The sequence below is a fragment of the Agathobaculum sp. TL06 genome, assembly GCF_054658635.1.
In genome coordinates, this window is sequence record NZ_BAAGGY010000008.1 from 45,640 (window position 1) to 65,225 (window position 19,586).

Consider the following 19,586-nt stretch of genomic DNA (forward strand, 5'->3'; position numbering starts at 1 on the left):
CCGTTTTTTCGTTCAAATCACTCAGCTTTTTCCATGCAGAGCAGCAATTTCAAGTCATATCATGCGTTTTGCCGCACAAGATACTATCAGCAAAACCCACTAAACAAAAAACCAAATCGAAAAGGAGAGAACAATCATGACTAACACAAAAAATGGTTCTAATCAGGGTATGGTACCGGAAGCCCGCGCTGCAATGGACCGCTTTAAGATGGAGGCGGCAGCAGAGGTTGGCGTCAACCTGAAGCAGGGCTACAACGGCGACCTGACCTCCCGCCAGGCGGGCTCGATCGGCGGCCAGATGGTCAAGAAGATGATCGAATCCTACGAGCAGAATCTGGCTAACCAGGGCTAAGTCCTGAAAATAATAAGAGCGCTGTTTCCTTTGGTGAAGGAAACAGCGCTCTTTGCTTATTGGATCATGCGCGCCACTCGGCAAACAGTTGCTCTGCTTCCGTAGCGCTCGCGGCGCGCAGCAGGCGCTCGGCAAATTCCTTGCATTCCGCAAAGGAATGCGCCGCAAGATCGGCTTTCGCCGCCAGCATCGCCGATGCCGACATCGAAAGGTTGGTCACGCCGAGTCCGCAGAGAACGGGCGCCATCCCCGGCGTACCGGCCATCTCGCCGCAGACGCCCACCTCGATGCCGTTTTCATTTGCCGCTTTCGCAGTCATATGAATCAGCCGCAGCACGCCCGGATGCAGGGGGCGGTACAGGTAGGATATTTTTTCATTGATACGGTCCACCGCGCAGGAATACTGAATCAGGTCGTTTGTGCCGATGGAGAAGAAATCCACTTCTTTTGCCAGCATATCCGCACAAACAGCCGCTACCGGAATTTCAACCATGATGCCGACCTTGACATTCGGGTTATAGGCGACACCCTCCGCATCCAACAGGTCCTTGGCCTGCTGGAGCACCTGCTTGGCGTTGCGTATCTCCTCAATGGAGGAGATCATGGGGAACATGATGCGCAGGTCGCCGTATTGCGCGGCGCGCAGCAGCGCGCGAAGCTGGGTCACAAACAGATCGGTCTGGTTCAGGCAAATGCGAATCGCGCGGTAGCCCAAAAACGGATTCTGCTCTTTTTCCAGGTTCAGCGCGGGAACTTCCTTATCGCCGCCAATATCCAAAGTGCGGATGATGACCGGCTTGCCCGCCATCGTCTCGCAAGCCTTTTTGTAGGCTTCAAACTGCTCCTCCTCGCTCGGCAGGTCGTCGCGGTCCATAAACAGGAACTCCGAACGGAACAGGCCGACGCCCTCGCCGCCCAGCTCGGCAACGCGCACCGCATCCTCCGGTGTGCCGATATTCCCTTCCACGATCACACGGCGGCCATCGCTCGTTTCGCCCGAACGGTCTTTAAACTGCGCCAGCATCGCCCGGCGCTCATCCTCTGCCTTTTTCTTCTGTTCAAACTGGGACAGTGTTTCCGCGTCGGGCGACACGACGATCTCGCCCGTCGCGCCGTCCAGCAAAAGCTCGTCGCCATCCTTTATTTCATCCGCCTTGTCACCGGCGCCGGCTACGGCAGGGATGCCCATGGAGCGCGCCATAATCGCGGAATGGCTGGTCCGTCCGCCGATACGCGTAACGAAGCCCACCACGGGCTTGGAGCCGATCTTTGCCGTATCCGACGGCGTCAGGTCGTTGGCAATAATGATGCACGGCTCGGAGATCGAGTCAATCGCGTTGTCCGCGATCCCCTTCAGGTTTTTCAGGATGCGCTGGGAGATATCGCCGATATCCGCCGCGCGCGCCTGCATATATTCATCGTCCATCGCCCGAAACATGGCCTGGAAATTCTCGCAGTTGACAAAGCAGGCATATTCTGCGCAAACCATTTCATCTGCAATCAGATTGGTGATGCCTTCCACAAAATCAGGGTCGTCCAGCATGAGCAGATGCGCGTCAAAGATTTCCGCCTCGGCCGCGCCGATATTCTTCTCCGCCTCATCCCGCAGAAGCTCTATCTGCTTTTTCGCATGCTCCACGGCATCCATTACCCGTTTCTGCTCAGCGGCAGCATCCGTAATGCTGTTTTTTACGACCGTTAAATCCGCCTCTTTGATAACGAGCGCTTTCGCGTGCGCAAGACCTTCCGAGACACCAATCGCTTTGAATTTCAACATGAGCCGTTTTCCTCCTGTGGATTGTAAATCCTAACAAATATTTCAATACTATTGTACGGTATCTTGGTGCTTTCGTCAAGCAAATCCTTGTCTTTCCTCCATTTTCCGCAAGCGCGCCCCGCAGTCCGGCAGCGTGGTCAAAACGCGTCTGTCCGCGCTTATTTTTCACAGTTCTTCTCCCGTAACCCCCTGTGTTTCGAGCACCTCCAGCACCCGTATCCCATTTGCCGTCAGCGCCATGCTGCCCTTGCAGGGATACGCCTCGTACCCGTCATAAGAAAAATTTTTTAAGGGGATGTCATAATCCACCCGTATCAGCCCCTTTCGCTGCAGCAATGCGATCGCCGCCGCATATTTTCCCGTCTTGTCCCGCCCGTTTTCCAGGTAGACCGGCTCCGCCGTCCCTGCCGCGCACGCGACCGGCAGAAACGGACTCTGCGCAAAGCAGCGCAGCAGCTCCAGCTCCTCCCGAAACAGGGACAAACCGTTTCCGCAGCCGCCGCAGCAGCCCTGGCATCCTTTGCAGTTTCCCGTATGGCAACTCCTCTCTTAACCGTCCTGTCTTACCATCGGGGCTTCCGCCCCGTCCATTTGCATTTGCCGCAGGCCTCCCTTTTACAGTTAGCCTTTGCTTATTTATTTTAGTTTACCACATATCCCTACCTTGTCAATAGGGTATCCGCTGTGTCGGTTGTTTGTACAGTTTATCCTGTTTTGCTTTTCCGATCCACACGGATTTATCCATTATGCGAAACCCGCTTTATCGATTTGCAAAAACTCCGGAATAAATTTGCAAAAAGACGTGCCTGCACACCGTTTTTCTGCTATACTGGAATCATTCCAACATTTTGTGAGGAGGAACGACAAAACATGGCAAACCGTTGCACCCGTATTCCCGAAATCATGCTGCCCCAAAAAGGGACCGACCTTTCCAAGTGGGCGGTCATCGCCTGTGATCAATATACCTCGCAGCCCGAATATTGGGCGGAGACCGACCGCATCGTCGGAGACGCCCCCTCCACGCTGCGTCTGACCCTGCCGGAAGTCTATCTGGAAGAGGCGGACGTTGCAGCGCGCACCGAAACCATTCATAAGACCATGCGCCGCTACATTGAGAAGGGAACGCTGCAAACGCTTCCCGCCGGCATTATCCTGACCGAACGCTGGTCCGGCGGCGCCTGCCCGCGGCGCGGAATCGTGCTTGCCATGGATCTTGAGGCGTATGAATACACGCCCGGCTCCGCTTCCCTGATCCGTCCCACGGAAAAAACCGTTGTCGAGCGCATCCCGCCGCGTCTCAAGGTACGCCAGGGCGCCTGCATGGAGCTGCCGCACATCATGATCCTGATCGACGATCCCGACCGCGCGATCATCGAACCGCTCTTTGAGAAAACCGCTTCGTTTGACAGAATTTACGACACCGATCTGATGCAGAACGGCGGCCATATCACCGGCTGGTTCATTCCCAAGGGCGCGGAAACCGACGCGGTCGAGGCCGGGCTTGAAGCGCTCTGCGACCGAGCCACTTTCAATCAAAAGTATGGCTGTACGGACGCACAGGCGCTCCTGCCCTATGCGGTCGGCGACGGCAACCACTCCATGGCGACCGCAAAGGCATACTGGGAGGAAACGAAAAAGGGCCTGTCCACCGAGGAGCAGCAGAACCACCCCGCGCGTTACGCCCTGGTCGAAGTGGTCAATATCCACGACGAAAGCCTGATTATCGAACCGATCCACCGCATCCTGTTCGGTGTGGAGGCCGACGAGCTGTTCGGCAGTCTCACAGCATTTTACGAATCCCAGGGCTGCAAGGCCTATGTCGCCGAGCAGGCGCCGGCAGATGCCGCCGCGCACTATTATCCCTTCCGCGCGGAAAACCGCTCCGGCGTATTCGTTGTCGAGAATCCCAAATGGTCCATCCCTGTCGCGACCATCCAGACCGGCCTTGACGCATATCTGGACGCGCATCCCTCGGCCAAGATCGACTACATCCACGGCGCGGATGTTGTGACCGCCCTCGCCGAAAAATCCGGCAATCTTGGCTTTATCCTGCCCGATATTGCCAAAAACGATTTGTTCCGCGGCGTTATTTTCGACGGTGTGCTTCCCCGCAAAACTTTCTCCATGGGAGAGGCGCACGAAAAGCGCTACTACATGGAAGCCAAAACGATCGTCAAGTGATCTCTTCGGACGCAGCCTTTCCGGCTGCGTCCTTTTTCGTCCAGCGAAGCACCGCCTCCCCGTTTTCCACCGTGCAAAGCACGAATGCCGGCGCCAGCAGGAACGGCCGGTCCGGCGCAAAGGGACAGCGCAGGCAGAGCGTCCCCTCCGCAGCCTCCGCTTTCAGCTCGCCGCGCTCCACCAGGCTATCCAGCACCACATCCCCTGTCCATAACTGCCTTTCTGTCTGCCGTGCGTCCGGAGGCGGCGCCTGTTCTGAAGCGTCCTGTTGAGACACGGACTGCCGGCCGCCCTCCTCTTCCCCTCCGGCGGAAAGATAAAAGTCGGATGGCAGCCGGTCCGCATATCCGGCCGCCTTCAGTGTTTCTCTGGATAAATGCCGCGTCAACCGCAGCCGTCCTCCGACCGGTTCCGGCAGGCCGACCAGCAGCGGCTTCGCTCCATCCGCCGCCGCATAGCAGCGCAGCAGCAGGCCGCAGGGAATCGCACAGTCCAAAACAATCCGCACCCCGTAAGCGTCGGGCAGCCATTCCAGCCTGCCTACCGCACTGCCGCGGAACCGAACCTCTGCCTGCACCGCCGCTCCCCCCCTCCCGTAAAAAAGCGCGTATCCAATAATAGGATACGCGCTTTTGCCTGCAAATATGACGTTCAGCCCTGTACAGATCCCAAGCCGAAGCTGACGGCCAGAGCCTCATCCACATGGCGCATCGCATTTTCATCGAGCGAGCCCATCTTTTCGCGCAGGCGCTTTTTATCCAGCGTCCGGATCTGTTCGGTCAGGATGATGGAATCCTTGGTCAGTCCGTAGTTGGGCGCACCAAGCGTGATGTGGGTCGGCATCTTGGCCTTGTTGACCTGCGATGTGATAGCGGCGGCAATCACCGTCGGGCTGTACCGATTGCCCACATTATTCTGGACAATAAGTACTGGACGGATGCCCCCCTGTTCGCTGCCGACCACCGGGCTGAGATCGGCATAGTAAATATCTCCCCGTTTGATGCTGGTATCCACTTTGGTTCACTCTCCGATGAAATAGATTTGCGGTTTGTCCGCAAACCTATTTTCCCCACGCCACAAGAAAATATAACAGTCGTGTAAAAAACTATGGCATAAGGTCAGGGAATTTTCCCCGATTCATCCTATGCGGACCGCAGGCGGATTGTCAGCCCCTGTAAAAACGCGGTACCCGCCGGCTGATGCCGCACACCACCTCGTAGGAGATCGTGCCGGCCGCCGCAGCCGCGTCCTCCGCCGTCCAGGTATCCGCGCCCCATACGACGACCTCGTCCCCGCGCCGCACGCTTTCTCCCTCTGGGACGAGCGCCATGCACATATCCATGCAGATGCGTCCCAGCACGGGCGTGCTCCGTCCATTGATGACCACCCGCGCCTTGCCGGAGCCGGTGCGCAGGAATCCATCCGCATAGCCGATCGAAACGACCGCAATGCGTGCCGGCGCATCCGTTTCAAAGGTGCGGCCATAGCTGACCGTCGTATGCGCGGGGATATCGCGGACCTGCACTACGCGCGCCTTGACCGTCATGGCCGGCCTGAGATCGAGCACCGGCAGCACAGAGGCGTCCGGCCGGTATCCATACAGGATGATGCCCGCCCGCGTCATGCTGCAGTGCGTCTGCTCATAATTCTGGATCGCGCCGCTGTTGGCGCAATGCCGCAGAGGCAGGTCGAGTCCGGCCTGTCGCAGGCCGTCGCATACCGCTTTAAATCGCTGGTATTGGAGCGCCGTGTACACCCTGCCCTCCGGTACGTCGGAAACCGCAAAGTGTGTAAAAATCCCCTCGGAATCCAGCCCAGCCAGATTGGAACACCGCAAAATCTGCTCTATTGTCCGCTCCGTGTCCCATGCCGAAAAACCCAGGCGCGTCATGCCGGTATCCAGCTTGTAGTGTACCGCGATCCTCTCCCCCGTGCGCACGGCGGCCTCTGACAACAGGCGCGCGGTTTCGGTATCATAGACCGGCGCCGTGATATGGCAGCGGGCAATGGTATCCATATCGGCCTCATCCACATATCCCAGAATCAAAATTGGCTTGTGGATACCGTTTTCGCGCAGCTCCACCGCCTCCGGCACGGTCGCGGCGGCGAAATACGGCGCGCCGATCTCCTGTAAACGTGTCGCGACCTGCACCGCGCCATGCCCATACGCATCCGCTTTTACCACACACAGCACCGGCGCTTTTGCCTGCGCACAGATTACACGGTAATTACGTTCGATCGCACCCAGGTCTACTTCCGCCCAGGTGCGGTGCTTGCTCGGTTCCATTCTTTGCTCATCCCCAAATTTATGTTTCCTGATACGACATGACCTGGATGGTCAGCACCCGTTCTCCGTCCGCATACAGCTCCGCGCAGACGAGCTGCCGTCCGTTTTCGGTCAGCCATACCTGTTTTTCTATTTTGCCATCCGTACCGTCCTCCGCATACCGGAGAACGAGCAGCTCGGTCCCCGAAGCCTGTTCTGTCCATTGCTGCTCTGGCTCGTTGCTGCGCAGATCGGACAGCAGGCAGAACAACCCGTCCGCAGGCGTCAGTCCGGTGCGCTGCGGCATCGCGTCGTCCAGCACCATGCCGTCGTACTGCAGGGAAAACTCCCCGCTGTCCGTTCCGGCAATGCGCCCTCCAATCCCCGCCAGGGATTCCGGCGCGGTGATCGTGAACGTGTCCGCATCTTCTTTATTATAAACATAATCCATCTCATATTCCAGCACGGAATCCTCTAAATCGGATAAAACTTTGATATGCGCCTCAAATCCCGTCAGCGCGCTGAAATATTCGCGCACACTTTCCCCATCCGCCGCAGGCGCGCCGCAGCCGGAAAGCAGGCACAGGGCCAGCGCAGCCGCACATAGCCTTTGTTTCAGATCACCACTCCCTCGTATTATACCGTTTGAGCAAATCGGGCAGGAAGCGCAGCAAATCGTCCGGCGTCATGCCGTACTCCGAGCGCGCGTTGGCCGCCATGTCCCCTGCGCGTCCATGCAGCCAGGCCGCCGCACAGGCGGCGTCCACAGGATCCAGCCCTTGTCCGCACAGGGAAACCAGCATACCCGCAAGCACATCCCCGCTGCCCCCTTTCGCCATGCCGGGATTTCCCGAATGGTTCCGGTACAGCCTGCCATCCGGCGCCGCGATCAGCGTGCGGTGTCCCTTGTACAGCAGTATGCAGCCCATCTTGCGGGCAAACAGCGTCAACTCGCCCGGCTGCGGATTTTCCAGGCCGGACAGGCGGGCGAATTCCCCCGCGTGCGGCGTAAGGATGACCGGCTGTGCCGCCTGCCGCAGTATATCCTTATGCGCGGTCAGCGCATTTATGCCATCCGCGTCCAGAACAATCTGGCATTTTGCATTTTCGATCAATGTCACGACAATTTCCGCAACCGCGTAAGACCGCCCCAGGCCGCAGCCGATCAGCAGCGCGTCCGCCTTTTCCGCGAGCGACAGCAGCGCCGGCAGCGCCTCGCGCGACAGCATCCCATCCGCGCCGCACGGCATCGGCCGGACGACCGGCTCATTGAGCTTGACCGCGAGCACGGGCCAGGCGCGCTCCGGCGTCGCCAGCGTCACCACGCCGCTTCCCATACGCACCGCTCCCTGCGCGGCAAAATAAGCCGCTCCGGTATATCCCGCACAGCCGCAGACGCACAGCACACGGCCAAAATCATTCTTGTTCGCCTCCGCAGCCCGCGCCGGTATGATGCGGTCCACATAGCTCTGATCCAGTTCTGTCATCATTTTATAAGGCTCCTTTATCCCGCTCCTGCGGGTATGGTCATAATTTTGTCTTCCGGATCCGCAATATCCCTTGGTTTATGAAAAAACGGGCTTCCCGCTATCCAAACCTTTCCTGCTCCCCCCTACAGCATAGCATTTTTACCGGACCCCCGTCAAGGAATCCGGCGGCATTCTTTCTTTTCCGGCACCGACGGCCACCGTGCTGGAATAAACTGAACCGAAGGAGTGTGATCAATTGGCTATTCGCATTTTTATAGACCAGGGGCATAATCCCAGCGGCCCCAACACCGGAGCGGAGGGCAACGGCCTGCGCGAGCAGGACGTCAATTTTATCGTCGGCGTATATCTGGCCGACCTGCTCCGCGCCGATCCTCGCTTCGAGGTGCGCCTGAGCCGCAATTCCCCTGACGAAATACTTGGCACCAGCAACGCCAGCAGCCTTGCCGCGCGCGTGCGCATGGCAAACAGCTGGCCTGCCGATTATTTTATCAGCATCCACTGCAATTCCAACGTCAATCCGGCCATCAACGGCACGGAGGTCTATGTTTTTCAGCAGAATACGCAGTCCTACTGGCTTGCACAGCATGTCCTGATCGGCATTGTCGAGCGCGTCGGCACCAAGGATAACGGCGTCCGGCTGAATCCCAGTCTGTTCGTGCTGCGGCGCACCTCCATGCCCGCGATCCTGGTCGAGCTTGCCTACCTCAGCAACGCCGAGGACGCCCAAAAGCTGCGCGACGATCCTTACGGCTTTGCCCAGGGGATCTACAACGGCCTGCTCAGCTATTTCGGCTTTGCCCCACTTTGACAGGAAAAAGCAGGCGGTCTAACGACCGCCTGCTTTTTTACCGCCGCCCTATGACGGTTTTTTGTAGTTTTTCGCCCGCGCGCTGTCCGTTATCCCCGCGGTTGTCGGGTCGTTGAGCGCCGCCCAAATATTGGACGCCATCAGGAACAGGCAGTAGGGATTGGTGAACGCTCCTTTCAGCACCTCCCAGACCGCGCCCCATGTCGTCATATCCGAGGCTGTCAGCCCCGCATAGGCCAACGCCGTGGCGAATAGCCCCAGCAGAAGCTGTATCCAGAATATCGGGTTCCTGAGCCGCACTTTCAGATTCATATGCCGCCTCCCATCCGTATATATTGAGACACCGCCCTGCGGCGGCCCTCCTGCTTTTATCTCTATGCGCCGCGCATTGTCCAATTTCGGATAAACGGGAAATCAAGCACCCGCATCAGACCCATTTCAGGATGTCTTTCCGCATCCGCGCGATAATCCGTTTTTCCAGCCTTGATATGTAGCTCTGCGAAATGCCCAGCAGGTCCGCGACCTCCTTCTGCGTCATGGCCTCCGGCATATTGATGCCAAACCGCATGGAGATGATCTGCCGCTCCCGCGCCGGCAGGCGTTCCAGCGCGCGCAGCAGCAGCGTACGGTCTACATCGTCCTCCAGCGGCCGCATCACGCTGTCCGGCTCGGTACCCAGGATATCCGACAGCAGCAGCTCGTTGCCATCCCAGTCCGAGGAAAGCGGCTCATCAAACGAAACCTCTGTCCGGCGGCCCGCGATTTTGCGGAGATACATCAATATCTCATTCTCGATGCAGCGGGACGCATAGGTCGCCAGCTTGACGTTTTTATCGCTCCGGTAGGTGCTGACCGCCTTGATCAGCCCGATTGTCCCGATCGAAATCAGGTCCTCCGTCCCCACGCCGCTGGATTCAAATTTGCGCGCCAAAAACACGACAAGCCGCAGGTTGTGTTCGATCAGCGTATTTCTGGCCTGCTCGTCTCCGGATTGGCAGGCCAGCACCGCGGCGGCCTCCTCCTCTGCGGAAAGCGGCGGAGGCAACACTTCGCTGCCGCCGATGTAGTAAACCGGCTGCTTTGCAAACAGGCTCTTCAGCTTTCTGATGATCCATTGGAATATCATGCTTCTCTCCCTTTCATACACCGATCAATCCGTCATACGCACCCTGTCCGATCTGATCCGGCCCAACCGCACAGACGCAATCCAGCGGTTTCCCATCTGCACGGCACACGTTGTCCGGACGGAAATACAGCAGCAGGCCGCTCTCCGTACCCACCGCGCGGTACGGCAGCAGCCCAAACCGGCCTGCCAGCCTGGGCGGGAGTCTGGCAAGCGCCTCCGATGCGGCCATTGTGTCATCCCGCAGCGGCCGCCCTGCCTCTCCCAGCAGTTCCACAGCGGCCGCTCGATCCAGCACGACCACCGGTTTTCCCGAAACCGGTTCAAACAGCCCGTTTCCGGTGTCATGCAGGACACGCAGCTCGCACGCCTTTCCCGCAAAGCAGATCCGCAGCGTCTCCACCTCCCGCCGGATCGGCCCATGCAGCGCATCCCCGCGCAGAAGGATTCCGCTGACCGCGTAACCGGCTGCGGCGGCTAAAACCAGAACGCGCAGCGGAACAGCGGCATAGTATCCCGCCCCTGTCAAAAGCTGCCGGCCGGACGCCGCACCGAGCGCCGCCGCAAGCCCCGCGAAAGAGGCCGCGACGACAAAGTACAGCGCGCACAGGCGCGCGAACGCGCGCTGTCCGGCAAAGGCCGCGGCGCACAGGCCGATTCCGGACAAAATCCGCAGTGGAGCCAGCGCCAGCGCAGGGAGCAGAATCGCCGCAACCGAATAGGCGCCGCCCGCCGCTGCCGCCCCCAGCAGCCGCCTCCGTTTGACGGATATCCCGCCCAGCCTGGCCGCGGCGAGCAGCGTCGTATAATCCATCAGTGCGTTTACCCCAAACAGGACATCCAGATAGACGACCATGCTCCACCTCCGTTCGGGGACTATCTTATCACATACCCTGTACAATATTTGCCGAATGGAGGGCGGCTGTTTCCTGTCGAAAAACCGACCCGCCCTGCCGGTTATGGGCAGAGAGCAGCCGAATAACCAAACGTTGGGCGTAAAAAGCAGGGGGCCGGCTCGATACAGCCGGCTCCCCTGCGGTTCCTTTTACACGGCGGAATTGCCGTTTATTTTTGCAGCGCAAATTTTTCCAGCAGTCTTGCGGCCGCCTCCACGTCGGACACCGCGCACATCTCGCTCGGCGAGTGGATATACCGCGTCGGGATGGATACCGCGCCCGCCTGCACGCCGGCGCGCGTCTTTTGCAGCGCGGCCGTGTCCGTGCCGCCGAACTGCAGTATCTCCCGCTGGACGTCGATACCGCAGGCTGCGGCCGCCTGTTCGAGCGCCGCGCAGACCTCCGGCGTGCAGATCACCGACCGGTCCATGACCTTGACCGCCGGCCCCCTGCCCATATCGACCGCCATGGGTGTTTTCCGCTCGGGCAGGTCGCCTGTGTCCGTCACATCGACCGCAACGGCGATATCCGGTTCCACCGCGAACGCCGCCGCGCCCGCGCCGCGCAGGCCGACCTCCTCCTGCGCGGTGAACGCAAAATACAGGTCGTTCTCGGTTTCCTGCTGGGCCAGACGCTCCATCGCGAGCAACAGGGTCACGCAGCCGATACGGTTATCCAGATACGGACCGCACAGCACCCCGTTCTGTTCAAAGCGCGGCGCGTCGAACACCGCGAAGTCGCCGATCTGCACCCGTCTCTCTGCATCCGCCCGATCTGCCGCACCGATATCAATGAAGAGGTTGTCCAGCGTAATATCCTTGAACGGCGTTTTTTCCTCATAGGAGATCACGCCGCGCGTGCCTCCCGCAAACCGGACCTGAATATTGATCAGGTCGCCCTTGAACAGCCCGCCGACCGGCGAAAACCGGATAAACCCTTTTTCGTCGATATAGGTCGCCACCACGCCGATCGAATCCATATGCGCGGCGAACAGCAGCTTTTTGCCTGCGCCTTTTTTGCGGCAGATCAGATTGCCGAGCGCATCCGTGGTGATATCGTCAATATATTCCCCCGCGATGGCGGCGATGGCTTCGCGCACTGCATCCTCGCGGCCGGACGGACCGAACGCGCCGCCGACCGTATTCCATAACTCAAAAACTTTGCTCATTCGTCGTCCCCTCCCAGATCTTCCAGAAATGCGCGCGCAGCGGCCAGCACCGCCTCGCAGTCCGATACCGCCGCCACAGAGGACGGCGAATGGATATACCGCACCGGCGCGGCGGCCGCGCAGACGCGCACCCCCGCCCTGCTTTTGTGAATGCGTCCGGCGTCCGTCCCGCCGGAAACGCGCGTCTTGGTCTGCCAGGCGATGCCGCGCTTTGCACACGCATCGCGCAGCAGTTCAAACAGGCCCGCGTCGTAAATCGTCGCGCCATCCATGAACGGCAGCACGACGCCGCCGCGCACATGGCAGACCGCTTTCCCGTCCGTTACCTCCGCCAGGTCGGCGGCGGTCGTGCCTTCCAGCACCAGTGCAAAGCCCGGCTCCAGCGCATAGGCCATGCTTGCCGCGCCGCGCAGTCCTACCTCCTCCTGCACGGTAAAGCAGAACCAGGTATCGATGGGCGGCTGCTCCTCCAGCAGCTTGAGCAGGGCCGCGCAGCCCACGCGGTCATCGATCGCCTTTGCTTTAATCAGCCCATCGCCAAACGCAACCACTGGGGAGTCGAACACACCATAGTCCCCCAGCGACACCCGCTCCTCCGCCGACGCGCGGCTGGACGCACCAATGTCGATATACAGATCCCTGGTCTTGGGCATGGTCCGGCGCTCGGCAGCGGTCGTCAGATGCACCGCCTTGATACCGATGACGCCCGTCACTTCCCCGAAGCGCACCGGACGCCCGATCACGACGCGCGGGTCCACCCCGCCGACAAAGCCGAATTTAATCATACCGTCGTCCGTGATCTTTTTGACGATCACGCCGACCTCGTCCATATGCGCGCACACGACGACCGGACGGTCAAGGGCTTTTCTCCCTTTGCGGAATACCATCACATTGCCAATCGCATCCGTCCGCAGCGCGTCCGCGTGCGGCTTTGCCTTTTTCAGCACGAACGCGCGCACCGCGTCCTCACAGCCGGACGGCCCCGGCAGCGCGCACAGCGTTTTCAGCAGCTCGGTCATTCCTCGGCCTCCCCATCAAACTCACGCAGAAACGCGGCGAGCAAATCGGCCGTCGCCTCTACATCGGACAGCTTCACCACTTCGACCGGCGTATGCATGTATTTCTCCGGAATCGAGAGCAGCGCGGTCGCAATCCCGCACGCCACGGTCTGCATGGTCCAGGCGTTCGTACCGGTGTTGCCCTCCATCACCTCAAGCGAATAGCCGATGTCATTGGCCTTGGCCGCCTTAATCAGCCGCTTTGTCAGCCCGCGGTGCAGGTTCGGACCCATACCGACCGCCACGCCGCTGCCCAGCTCAAACACACCGTCCGCGGGGCCGTCCGGCGTTTTGCCATGCGTCACATCCACCGCGATTGCATATTCCGGCTGTACGGCAAACGCGCCGGTCTGCGCGCCGAGTCCGGTGACCTCCTCCTGCGTGCTAATCAGCACGGCGATATTACAGCCCAGCTTTTTCACCTTTTTCAGCTTCTCCACGGCCAGCAGGATCGCAGCTACACCCGCGCGGTCGTCCAGACATTTGCTGCAAAGCTGCCCGCCGAGCAGCCGCACCGGCTTCTGGGCGAATACGATCGGCGTACCGATCCTGATCCGGTCTTTCGCATCCGTCAGGCCCGTGTCGATCAGCATTTGATCGACCGGCACCGCCTTATCCTGTTCGCCCGCCTTGAGCAGATGCGGCGGCATGCAGGCTACCACGCCGTACAGCGGTTCGTCCGCAAGGACCGTCACCTCCCCCGCGAGCAGCATCCGCGGGTCCACGCCGCCGACCGGAGCGAACCGCAGAAAGCCGCCCTCCAGCACCTCGGTCACTACAAAGCCGATCTGGTCCAGATGCGCGTCCAGCAAAACGGTTTTTGCATGCTTTTTCCCGCATTTTCTATAGGCCAGCACATTGCCGCTGCGGTCGGTTTCCACCGTATCACAGTATGGTTGGAACAACGCCGCCACGGCCTGCGCCGCCTGCATTTCAAACCCGCTGACCGCCGGCATCGCGCACAGCGTCCGCAGGGTTTCCTCCAAACGCAAAGAGAATTCCTCCTTTTTTTCTGTAGAATATGGTCTGTCTCTATTATAACCGCTTCCCCTGTGCGATACAATAGCGCGGTTGACAAAGGCCGTGAAAAACAGCAGGTCTGCGCTACCCTGACCCTGTGTATCGCGCTGGACAAAAAATTCCAGGACCTGTCCTAGACGCAAAAAGGATGCTGCAAATTGCAGCATCCTTTTTTATCAAAGCTTCGCCAACTCCTGTGTGATCAGCTTATTGATGATCTGCGGGTTGCCCTGGCCCTTGGAGGCCTTCATGCACTGGCCGACCAGGAAGCCGGTGACGTTCTTGCCCGCCTTGAAGTCCGCGACCGCCTTTTCATTTTTGGCGATCACGTCCTGCACGATGGCGAGGATCGCGCCCTCGTCCGACACCTGCTTGAGCCCCATGCGCTCGACGATGGCTTCCACCGTTTCGTCGGTTTCAAACATGCTCGGCAGCACCTTTTTGCCCGCGTTGCCCGAAATCGTCCCTGCTTCGATGAGCTTTACCAGGTCGATCAACTTATCCGAGGTCAGCTTGGTATCCGGCAGCTCCACGCCCTTGTCGTTGAGGTATTTGGAAATATCGGACAAAATCCAGTTCGCCGCGGCTTTGGGCTTGACCTGCCTGGCCGCCGCGTCGAGCAGCTCCGCCTTGGCAAAGCTGTCCGAAATCAGGCGCGCCTCCATCGCGGTCATGCCATATTCGTTCAGGTAACGCTCATAGCGCGCGATCGGCAGCTCGGGAATCTCGCTCTCGATCTGGCGCATCCATTCGTCCGAAATTTCAACCGCGATCAGGTCGGGGTCTGGGAAGTAGCGATAGTCCTGCGCGTCCTCCTTGGTGCGCATGACCGTGTTTTTGAGCTTGACGTCGTCCCACCGGCGGGTTTCCTGCTGGATCTCGCCGCCGTTTTCCACGACCTCGATCTGGCGGGCAATCTCATAATCGATCGCGCGCACCGCGCCCGAGAAGGTGTTAATATTCTTCATCTCCACACGCGTCCCCAGCTCCTCCGAGCCTTCCGGACGGATGGACACGTTCACGTCGCAGCGGATCGAGCCTTCCTCCATCTTGCAGTCGCAGATATCGAGGTAGGACAGCGTGGTTTTAATCATTTCGAGGAACTCCTTAGCCTCGGCCGAGGAGTGCAGGTCAGGCTTTGTGACCATCTCGATCAGCGGCACGCCGCAGCGGTTGAAGTCCACGACCGTACCGTCGATCTCGTCATGCAGCAGCTTGCCCGCGTCCTCCTCAAAATGGATGCGCTCAAGGCGGCAGGACTTCTTTTCCCCGTCCACATAGAAGAACACCTCGCCGTTTTCGCAGATCGGCACATCGAACTGCGAAATCTGGTAGGCCTTGGGCAGGTCGGGGTAAAAATAATTCTTTCGGTCGGCCTTGCAGAGCTGGTTGACCGTGCAGCCGGTCGCCTTGCCCATCTTGGCCGCATAGTGTACAACCTGCTTGTTGAGCACAGGCAGCGCGCCCGGCATACCGGTACAGACCGGACAGGTGTGGGTATTGATCGGCGCGCCGAACGAGGTCGAGCAGGAGCAGTAGATCTTGCTCTTGGTGGAAAGCTCCGCATGCACCTCAAGGCCGATGACAGCTTGATATTTCATTTGTCGTTTCCTCCCTTACAGCGCCGCGATGATGTTCCTGAGCCCCGACGCCTGCTCAAACGCAAGGCCGGCGTTCAGCAGCTTCTGCTCGCCGAAGCGCGGGCCGATGAGCTGCATGCCGATCGACAGCTTGTTCGCGTCAAACCCGCAGGGCTGCACCAGCCCCGGCAGGCCTGCGATGTTGACCGATACCGTACAAACGTCCCCCGCATACATCTCCAGCGGATTGCTGGTCTTGGCGCCCAAGCCGTAGGCCGTGGTTGGCGCGACCGGCGTCAGGATGACGTCGCACTTCTCAAACGCGTTTGCAAATTCCTCTTTGATCTTGCGCTGCGCGGCGCGCGCCTTTTTGTAGTATGCGTCGTAATAGCCGGACGAGAGTACATAGGTGCCAAGCATGATGCGGCGCTGCACCTCCGCGCCAAAGCCCTCGGAGCGGGATTTGGTGTACAGCGCAATCAGGTCGTCGCCCGCGTTCGGGGTGCGGTAGCCGTACTTGACGCCGTCAAAGCGCGCCAGGTTGGAGGACGCCTCCGCGGACGACAGGATGTAGTACACCGGCAGCGCGTACTCGACCAGCGGCAGGGAAATTTCGAACACCTCCGCGCCGAGGCCCTTATAGGTTTCAGCAGCGGCGAGCACGCTCGCGCGCACCTCATCCGAAATGCCCGCGCCGAAGTATTCCTTGGGCAGACCGATCTTCATGCCCTTGATATCCGCATTCAGGTTTGCGCGCACGCTGCCCTCGAACGGGGTCTTGACCGAGGTCGAGTCATGCAGCGGGTCATGGCCGGTGACCGCGTCGAGCAGCATCGCCGCGTCCTCGACCGAACGGGCAAACGGGCCGATCTGGTCGAGCGAGGACGCGAACGCGATCAGGCCGTAACGGGACACCGCGCCGTAGGTCGGCTTGAGGCCGACCACCCCGCAGAACGACGCGGGCTGTCGAATCGAGCCGCCGGTATCCGAGCCGAGCGACAGCGGAACCTCGCCCGCGGCGACCACCGCCGCCGAGCCGCCGGACGAACCGCCCGGCACGCGGGTCAGGTCGTGCGGGTTGTGCGTCGGGTGCGCGGCGGAGTTCTCGCACGAGGAACCCATCGCAAATTCGTCCATATTCGCCTTGCCGGTCACAACCACATCATGCGCGGCGAGCTTTTCCACCACGGTTGCGTTATACGGCGGCTTGAAGTTATACAGGATCTTGGAGGCGCAGGTAGTCAGCGTTCCCTTGGTGCAGATATTGTCCTTGACCGCGACCGGAATGCCCGCGAGTGCGGACAGCTCCTCGCCGGCGGCGCGCTTTTTATCCACCGCCTCGGCCTGCGCGAGCGCGGCCTCCTCGGTGACGGTCACATAGCCCTGCACCCTGTCCTCGACCGCTGCGGTGCGGGCGAACACGTCCTTCGCCAGCTCGACCGCCGAAACCTCCTTTTTCGCGAGCAGTTCGGACAGCTCGGCCGCTGTTTTCTCATAAAGTGCCATATTTTCCTGTCCCTCCCTTTACTCGACCACACGCGGTACGGCTACGCCGCCCGCCTGGAAATCCGGCGCGTTCGGCTCGATCAGCTCGTCCGGCGTATACTCCTGGATGACTGCATCCTCGTGGAACGCGTTCTTGCGCTCGGTGTCGATCACGTCGGTGATATCGCCGAGGTCCAGTTCGGCCAGCTTGTCCACCATGCCGACGATGCCCTGCATGTCGTCCGCCAGCCGGTCAAAAATGCCCTCCGACGAATCCAGACGCGCAAGGGACGCGATGTGTTCAATTTCTTTTCGCGAAATTGCCATGTCAAAGTTCCTCCTGCTGTGTTATATTTTCATTTTCTATCATTTGCTTGAATTCCTGCTCGGTCAGCACGGGAATGCCCAGCTCAGCCGCTTTCTGCAGCTTGCTGCCCGCGTTCTCCCCCGCAACGACATAACTCGTCTTTTTGGAGACCGAACCCGCCGCCTTGCCGCCGAGAGATTCGATCAGGTCGTTGATCTCCTTGCGGGTGTAGAGCGTCAGGCTGCCGGTCGCGACGATGGTCTTACCCGCGAGCAGATCGCTTTTCGCGGTCTTTTCCCCGGTGAAGTTGACCCCATGCGCACGCAGCTTTTCGATCAGCTCCTGGGACTGGTCAAGCTCGCGCCATGCTGCGATGCTCTCCGCGGTGGTCTGGCCGATGTCGCGGATCTCGGTCATCTCCTCGACCGGCGCCGCGAGCAGCGCGTCAAGGCTGCCGAAATGGTCGCTGAGCACCTTGCCTGCTTTCTGCCCCACATGCCTTATGCCAAACGCAAACAGCAGCCGCGACAGATCGCGCGTTTTGCTGGCTTCGATACCGCTAATCAGATTATTGGCCCAGGTATCCACCTTTTTGCCGAGCGGCAGAAGCTGCTCAACCGTCAGGTCGTACAGGTCGGCGGCGGAGCGCACCAGCCCCGCGTCGATCAGCTTTTGCAGGTTGCCCTCGCCGCAGCCGTCAATATCCATCGCGTCGCGCGAGGCAAAGTGCATCAGGTTGCGCAAAAGCTGCGCCGGACAGGACGCACCCGTGCAGCGGATCGCAGCCTCCTCCTCGTCGTCGAACACCGGCGCGCCGCACACCGGACAGAAGCGCGGCATTTCATAGGGCTGCGCGTCCGCGGGGCGCTTGTCCGTGTCCACGCCGACAATCTCGGGGATGATCTCGCCCGCCTTGCGCACGGATACCGTGTCGCCCACCCGCACGTCAAGCTGGCGAATAAAATCGCGGTTGTGCAGCGTTGCGCGGGAGACCGTCGTCCCCGCAAGCCGCACCGGTTCGAGCACGGCGTTGGGCGTTAAAACGCCCGTCCGCCCGACCGAGATGATGATATCCTTGAGAAGCGTCTGCTTGACCTCGGGCGGATACTTATACGCCGCCGCCCAGCGTGGGAATTTGGCGGTCGAACCCAGCGTTTCACGCTGTGCGAACGCATTGACCTTGACCACCGCGCCGTCGATATCAAAATCCAGCTCGCCGCGCGTTTCGCCCATGCTTTCGATCTCGCACCGCACATCCTCCGGATCGGTATAGACCGGATAGCGCGGGCTGACCGGAAAGCCCAGCCGTTTCAAATAGTCCAATGACTCCGTGTGGCTCGCAAGCGGCAGCTCGTCGCTATTCTGGATGTTAAAACAGAAAATAGAGAGCTTGCGCTGCCTGGTGACCCCACTGTCCTTTTGCCGCAGCGAACCCGCCGCCGCGTTGCGCGGGTTGGCGAGCAGCGGCTTTTCATGCAGCTCAAGCTCGCGGTTGAGCGCGTCAAACACGGACTTTTTCATATATACCTCGCCGCGCACGATCAGGTGCGGCGGCGCGTTTTCCAGCTTGCGCGGGATATCCCTGACTGTTTTCAGGTTGGCGGTCACGTCCTCGCCGACCTGCCCGTCGCCGCGCGTTGCGCCGCGGACGAACACGCCGTCCACATACTCGAGCGCGACCGAAAGGCCGTCGATCTTATACTCAACCACATATTCCGCCTGCCCCACCGCGCCCTCGACGCGGTCGTAGAACTCGGAAAGCTCGTCGAACGAGAATACATCCTGCAGGCTCTCGAGCGGGTAGGCGTGCGTCACCTTGGCGAACCGGCCGGAGGCCGTGCCGCCGACCCGCTGGGTCGGGGAATCCGCGTCCGCGAATTCCGGATGCGCGGCCTCAAGCGCGCTCAGCTCGCGCTGCAGCATATCGTACTCATAGTCCGATATTTCGGGCGCGTCCTGATCGTAATATTTTTCATTGTGATACCGCAGCTTTTCGCGCAGCGCGGCGATCTGTTTACCCGCGTCCATGCCAACATCCCTTCTTGATCCAATACAGAATATAGTATACCAAATTT

General features: G+C 60.0%; 20 protein-coding genes. 3 read left to right on the plus strand and 17 right to left on the minus strand.

The window, feature by feature from the left end; genetic code table 11:
• Positions 1–136 precede the first annotated feature (136 nt).
• Entirely contained in the window at positions 137–352 is a 216-nt protein-coding gene (locus ACYQ3S_RS06175) for an alpha/beta-type small acid-soluble spore protein (protein ID WP_054325839.1), read from the plus strand.
• Between the two features lie 64 nt (positions 353–416).
• On the opposite strand, the gene ptsP is transcribed toward ACYQ3S_RS06175, so the two are convergent.
• Together ptsP and ACYQ3S_RS06185 are read right to left on the minus strand one after the other, a co-directional pair.
• Complete coding sequence (gene ptsP, locus ACYQ3S_RS06180; protein WP_459687850.1) at positions 417–2,129, minus strand: phosphoenolpyruvate--protein phosphotransferase; 1,713 nt, start codon at positions 2,127–2,129, stop codon at positions 417–419.
• A 165-nt stretch (positions 2,130–2,294) separates the two neighbouring features.
• The gene (locus ACYQ3S_RS06185; RefSeq protein ID WP_459687852.1) at positions 2,295–2,612 is read right to left on the minus strand and encodes a hypothetical protein; all 318 of its coding nucleotides are present in this window, start codon (positions 2,610–2,612) and stop codon (positions 2,295–2,297) included.
• Positions 2,613–2,999: 387 nt separating this feature from the next.
• On the opposite strand from ACYQ3S_RS06185, the gene ACYQ3S_RS06190 reads away from it, so the two are divergent.
• Positions 3,000–4,310, plus strand: a complete 1,311-nt coding sequence (locus ACYQ3S_RS06190; protein WP_459687854.1) for a DUF1015 domain-containing protein — start codon at positions 3,000–3,002, stop codon at positions 4,308–4,310.
• On the opposite strand, the gene ACYQ3S_RS06195 is transcribed toward ACYQ3S_RS06190, so the two are convergent.
• The 5 genes from ACYQ3S_RS06195 to ACYQ3S_RS06215 all read right to left on the minus strand — a co-directional run bounded on the left by ACYQ3S_RS06195 (position 4,303) and on the right by ACYQ3S_RS06215 (position 8,066).
• On the minus strand, positions 4,303–4,887 hold the full coding sequence (locus ACYQ3S_RS06195) for a hypothetical protein (protein WP_459687856.1): 585 nt from the start codon (positions 4,885–4,887) through the stop codon (positions 4,303–4,305). The genes ACYQ3S_RS06190 and ACYQ3S_RS06195 overlap by 8 nt on opposite strands.
• Before the next feature lie 74 nt (positions 4,888–4,961).
• Complete coding sequence (locus ACYQ3S_RS06200) at positions 4,962–5,324, minus strand: type II toxin-antitoxin system PemK/MazF family toxin (protein WP_054325835.1); 363 nt, start codon at positions 5,322–5,324, stop codon at positions 4,962–4,964.
• Between the two features lie 151 nt (positions 5,325–5,475).
• Positions 5,476–6,597 (minus strand): alanine racemase, encoded by a 1,122-nt coding sequence (gene alr, locus ACYQ3S_RS06205; protein WP_459687858.1) that lies wholly within the window; start codon positions 6,595–6,597, stop codon positions 5,476–5,478.
• A gap of 19 nt (positions 6,598–6,616) precedes the next feature.
• A complete protein-coding gene (locus ACYQ3S_RS06210) occupies positions 6,617–7,114 on the minus strand; it encodes a hypothetical protein (protein WP_459687860.1) in 498 nt (165 codons plus the stop codon).
• A gap of 82 nt (positions 7,115–7,196) precedes the next feature.
• Complete coding sequence (locus tag ACYQ3S_RS06215; RefSeq protein ID WP_459687862.1) at positions 7,197–8,066, minus strand: NAD(P)H-hydrate dehydratase; 870 nt, start codon at positions 8,064–8,066, stop codon at positions 7,197–7,199.
• Positions 8,067–8,301: 235 nt separating this feature from the next.
• Between ACYQ3S_RS06215 and ACYQ3S_RS06220 the strand changes: the two genes are divergently transcribed.
• A complete protein-coding gene (locus ACYQ3S_RS06220; RefSeq protein ID WP_459687864.1) occupies positions 8,302–8,874 on the plus strand; it encodes an N-acetylmuramoyl-L-alanine amidase family protein in 573 nt (190 codons plus the stop codon).
• Positions 8,875–8,922: 48 nt separating this feature from the next.
• On the opposite strand, the gene ACYQ3S_RS06225 is transcribed toward ACYQ3S_RS06220, so the two are convergent.
• The 10 genes from ACYQ3S_RS06225 to ligA form a co-directional block, all read right to left on the minus strand.
• Complete coding sequence (locus tag ACYQ3S_RS06225; protein ID WP_459687866.1) at positions 8,923–9,186, minus strand: phage holin; 264 nt, start codon at positions 9,184–9,186, stop codon at positions 8,923–8,925.
• 115 nt (positions 9,187–9,301) lie between these two features.
• Entirely contained in the window at positions 9,302–10,000 is a 699-nt protein-coding gene (gene sigE, locus ACYQ3S_RS06230; protein WP_459687868.1) for an RNA polymerase sporulation sigma factor SigE, read from the minus strand.
• Positions 10,001–10,013: 13 nt separating this feature from the next.
• Positions 10,014–10,853 (minus strand): sigma-E processing peptidase SpoIIGA, encoded by an 840-nt coding sequence (locus ACYQ3S_RS06235; protein WP_459687870.1) that lies wholly within the window; start codon positions 10,851–10,853, stop codon positions 10,014–10,016.
• A gap of 209 nt (positions 10,854–11,062) precedes the next feature.
• Positions 11,063–12,061 carry a M42 family metallopeptidase gene (locus ACYQ3S_RS06240; RefSeq protein WP_459687872.1) on the minus strand — a complete coding sequence of 333 codons (999 nt, stop codon included), beginning with the start codon at positions 12,059–12,061 and terminating at the stop codon, positions 11,063–11,065.
• Positions 12,058–13,080, minus strand: a complete 1,023-nt coding sequence (locus ACYQ3S_RS06245; protein WP_459687874.1) for a M42 family metallopeptidase — start codon at positions 13,078–13,080, stop codon at positions 12,058–12,060. The genes ACYQ3S_RS06240 and ACYQ3S_RS06245 overlap by 4 nt, the downstream gene beginning before the upstream one ends.
• On the minus strand, positions 13,077–14,111 hold the full coding sequence (locus tag ACYQ3S_RS06250) for a M42 family metallopeptidase (protein WP_459687876.1): 1,035 nt from the start codon (positions 14,109–14,111) through the stop codon (positions 13,077–13,079). The genes ACYQ3S_RS06245 and ACYQ3S_RS06250 overlap by 4 nt, the downstream gene beginning before the upstream one ends.
• Positions 14,112–14,315: 204 nt before the next feature.
• Positions 14,316–15,740, minus strand: a complete 1,425-nt coding sequence (gene gatB, locus ACYQ3S_RS06255) for an Asp-tRNA(Asn)/Glu-tRNA(Gln) amidotransferase subunit GatB (protein ID WP_459687878.1) — start codon at positions 15,738–15,740, stop codon at positions 14,316–14,318.
• Positions 15,741–15,755: 15 nt separating this feature from the next.
• Complete coding sequence (gene gatA / locus ACYQ3S_RS06260; RefSeq protein ID WP_459687880.1) at positions 15,756–17,225, minus strand: Asp-tRNA(Asn)/Glu-tRNA(Gln) amidotransferase subunit GatA; 1,470 nt, start codon at positions 17,223–17,225, stop codon at positions 15,756–15,758.
• Between the two features lie 18 nt (positions 17,226–17,243).
• A complete protein-coding gene (gene gatC, locus ACYQ3S_RS06265; protein WP_054327649.1) occupies positions 17,244–17,531 on the minus strand; it encodes an Asp-tRNA(Asn)/Glu-tRNA(Gln) amidotransferase subunit GatC in 288 nt (95 codons plus the stop codon).
• A gap of 1 nt (position 17,532) precedes the next feature.
• Entirely contained in the window at positions 17,533–19,539 is a 2,007-nt protein-coding gene (gene ligA / locus ACYQ3S_RS06270; protein ID WP_459687882.1) for an NAD-dependent DNA ligase LigA, read from the minus strand.
• Between the last annotated feature and the right edge of the window lie 47 nt (positions 19,540–19,586).

What these genes read in the sequence shown, in the direction of transcription:
- ACYQ3S_RS06175 (WP_054325839.1), top strand. Translation starts at nt 137, where the DNA reads ATGACTAACACAAAAAATGGTTCTAATCAGGGTATGGTACCGGAAGCC.
- ptsP (WP_459687850.1), bottom strand. Translation starts at nt 2,129, where the DNA reads ATGTTGAAATTCAAAGCGATTGGTGTCTCGGAAGGTCTTGCGCACGCG.
- ACYQ3S_RS06190 (WP_459687854.1), top strand. Translation starts at nt 3,000, where the DNA reads ATGGCAAACCGTTGCACCCGTATTCCCGAAATCATGCTGCCCCAAAAA.
- alr (WP_459687858.1), bottom strand. Translation starts at nt 6,597, where the DNA reads ATGGAACCGAGCAAGCACCGCACCTGGGCGGAAGTAGACCTGGGTGCG.
- ACYQ3S_RS06215 (WP_459687862.1), bottom strand. Translation starts at nt 8,066, where the DNA reads ATGATGACAGAACTGGATCAGAGCTATGTGGACCGCATCATACCGGCG.
- ACYQ3S_RS06225 (WP_459687866.1), bottom strand. Translation starts at nt 9,186, where the DNA reads ATGAATCTGAAAGTGCGGCTCAGGAACCCGATATTCTGGATACAGCTT.
- sigE (WP_459687868.1), bottom strand. Translation starts at nt 10,000, where the DNA reads ATGATATTCCAATGGATCATCAGAAAGCTGAAGAGCCTGTTTGCAAAG.
- ACYQ3S_RS06235 (WP_459687870.1), bottom strand. Translation starts at nt 10,853, where the DNA reads ATGGTCGTCTATCTGGATGTCCTGTTTGGGGTAAACGCACTGATGGAT.
- ACYQ3S_RS06240 (WP_459687872.1), bottom strand. Translation starts at nt 12,061, where the DNA reads ATGAGCAAAGTTTTTGAGTTATGGAATACGGTCGGCGGCGCGTTCGGT.
- ACYQ3S_RS06245 (WP_459687874.1), bottom strand. Translation starts at nt 13,080, where the DNA reads ATGACCGAGCTGCTGAAAACGCTGTGCGCGCTGCCGGGGCCGTCCGGC.
- gatB (WP_459687878.1), bottom strand. Translation starts at nt 15,740, where the DNA reads ATGAAATATCAAGCTGTCATCGGCCTTGAGGTGCATGCGGAGCTTTCC.
- gatA (WP_459687880.1), bottom strand. Translation starts at nt 17,225, where the DNA reads ATGGCACTTTATGAGAAAACAGCGGCCGAGCTGTCCGAACTGCTCGCG.
- gatC (WP_054327649.1), bottom strand. Translation starts at nt 17,531, where the DNA reads ATGGCAATTTCGCGAAAAGAAATTGAACACATCGCGTCCCTTGCGCGT.
- ligA (WP_459687882.1), bottom strand. Translation starts at nt 19,539, where the DNA reads ATGGACGCGGGTAAACAGATCGCCGCGCTGCGCGAAAAGCTGCGGTAT.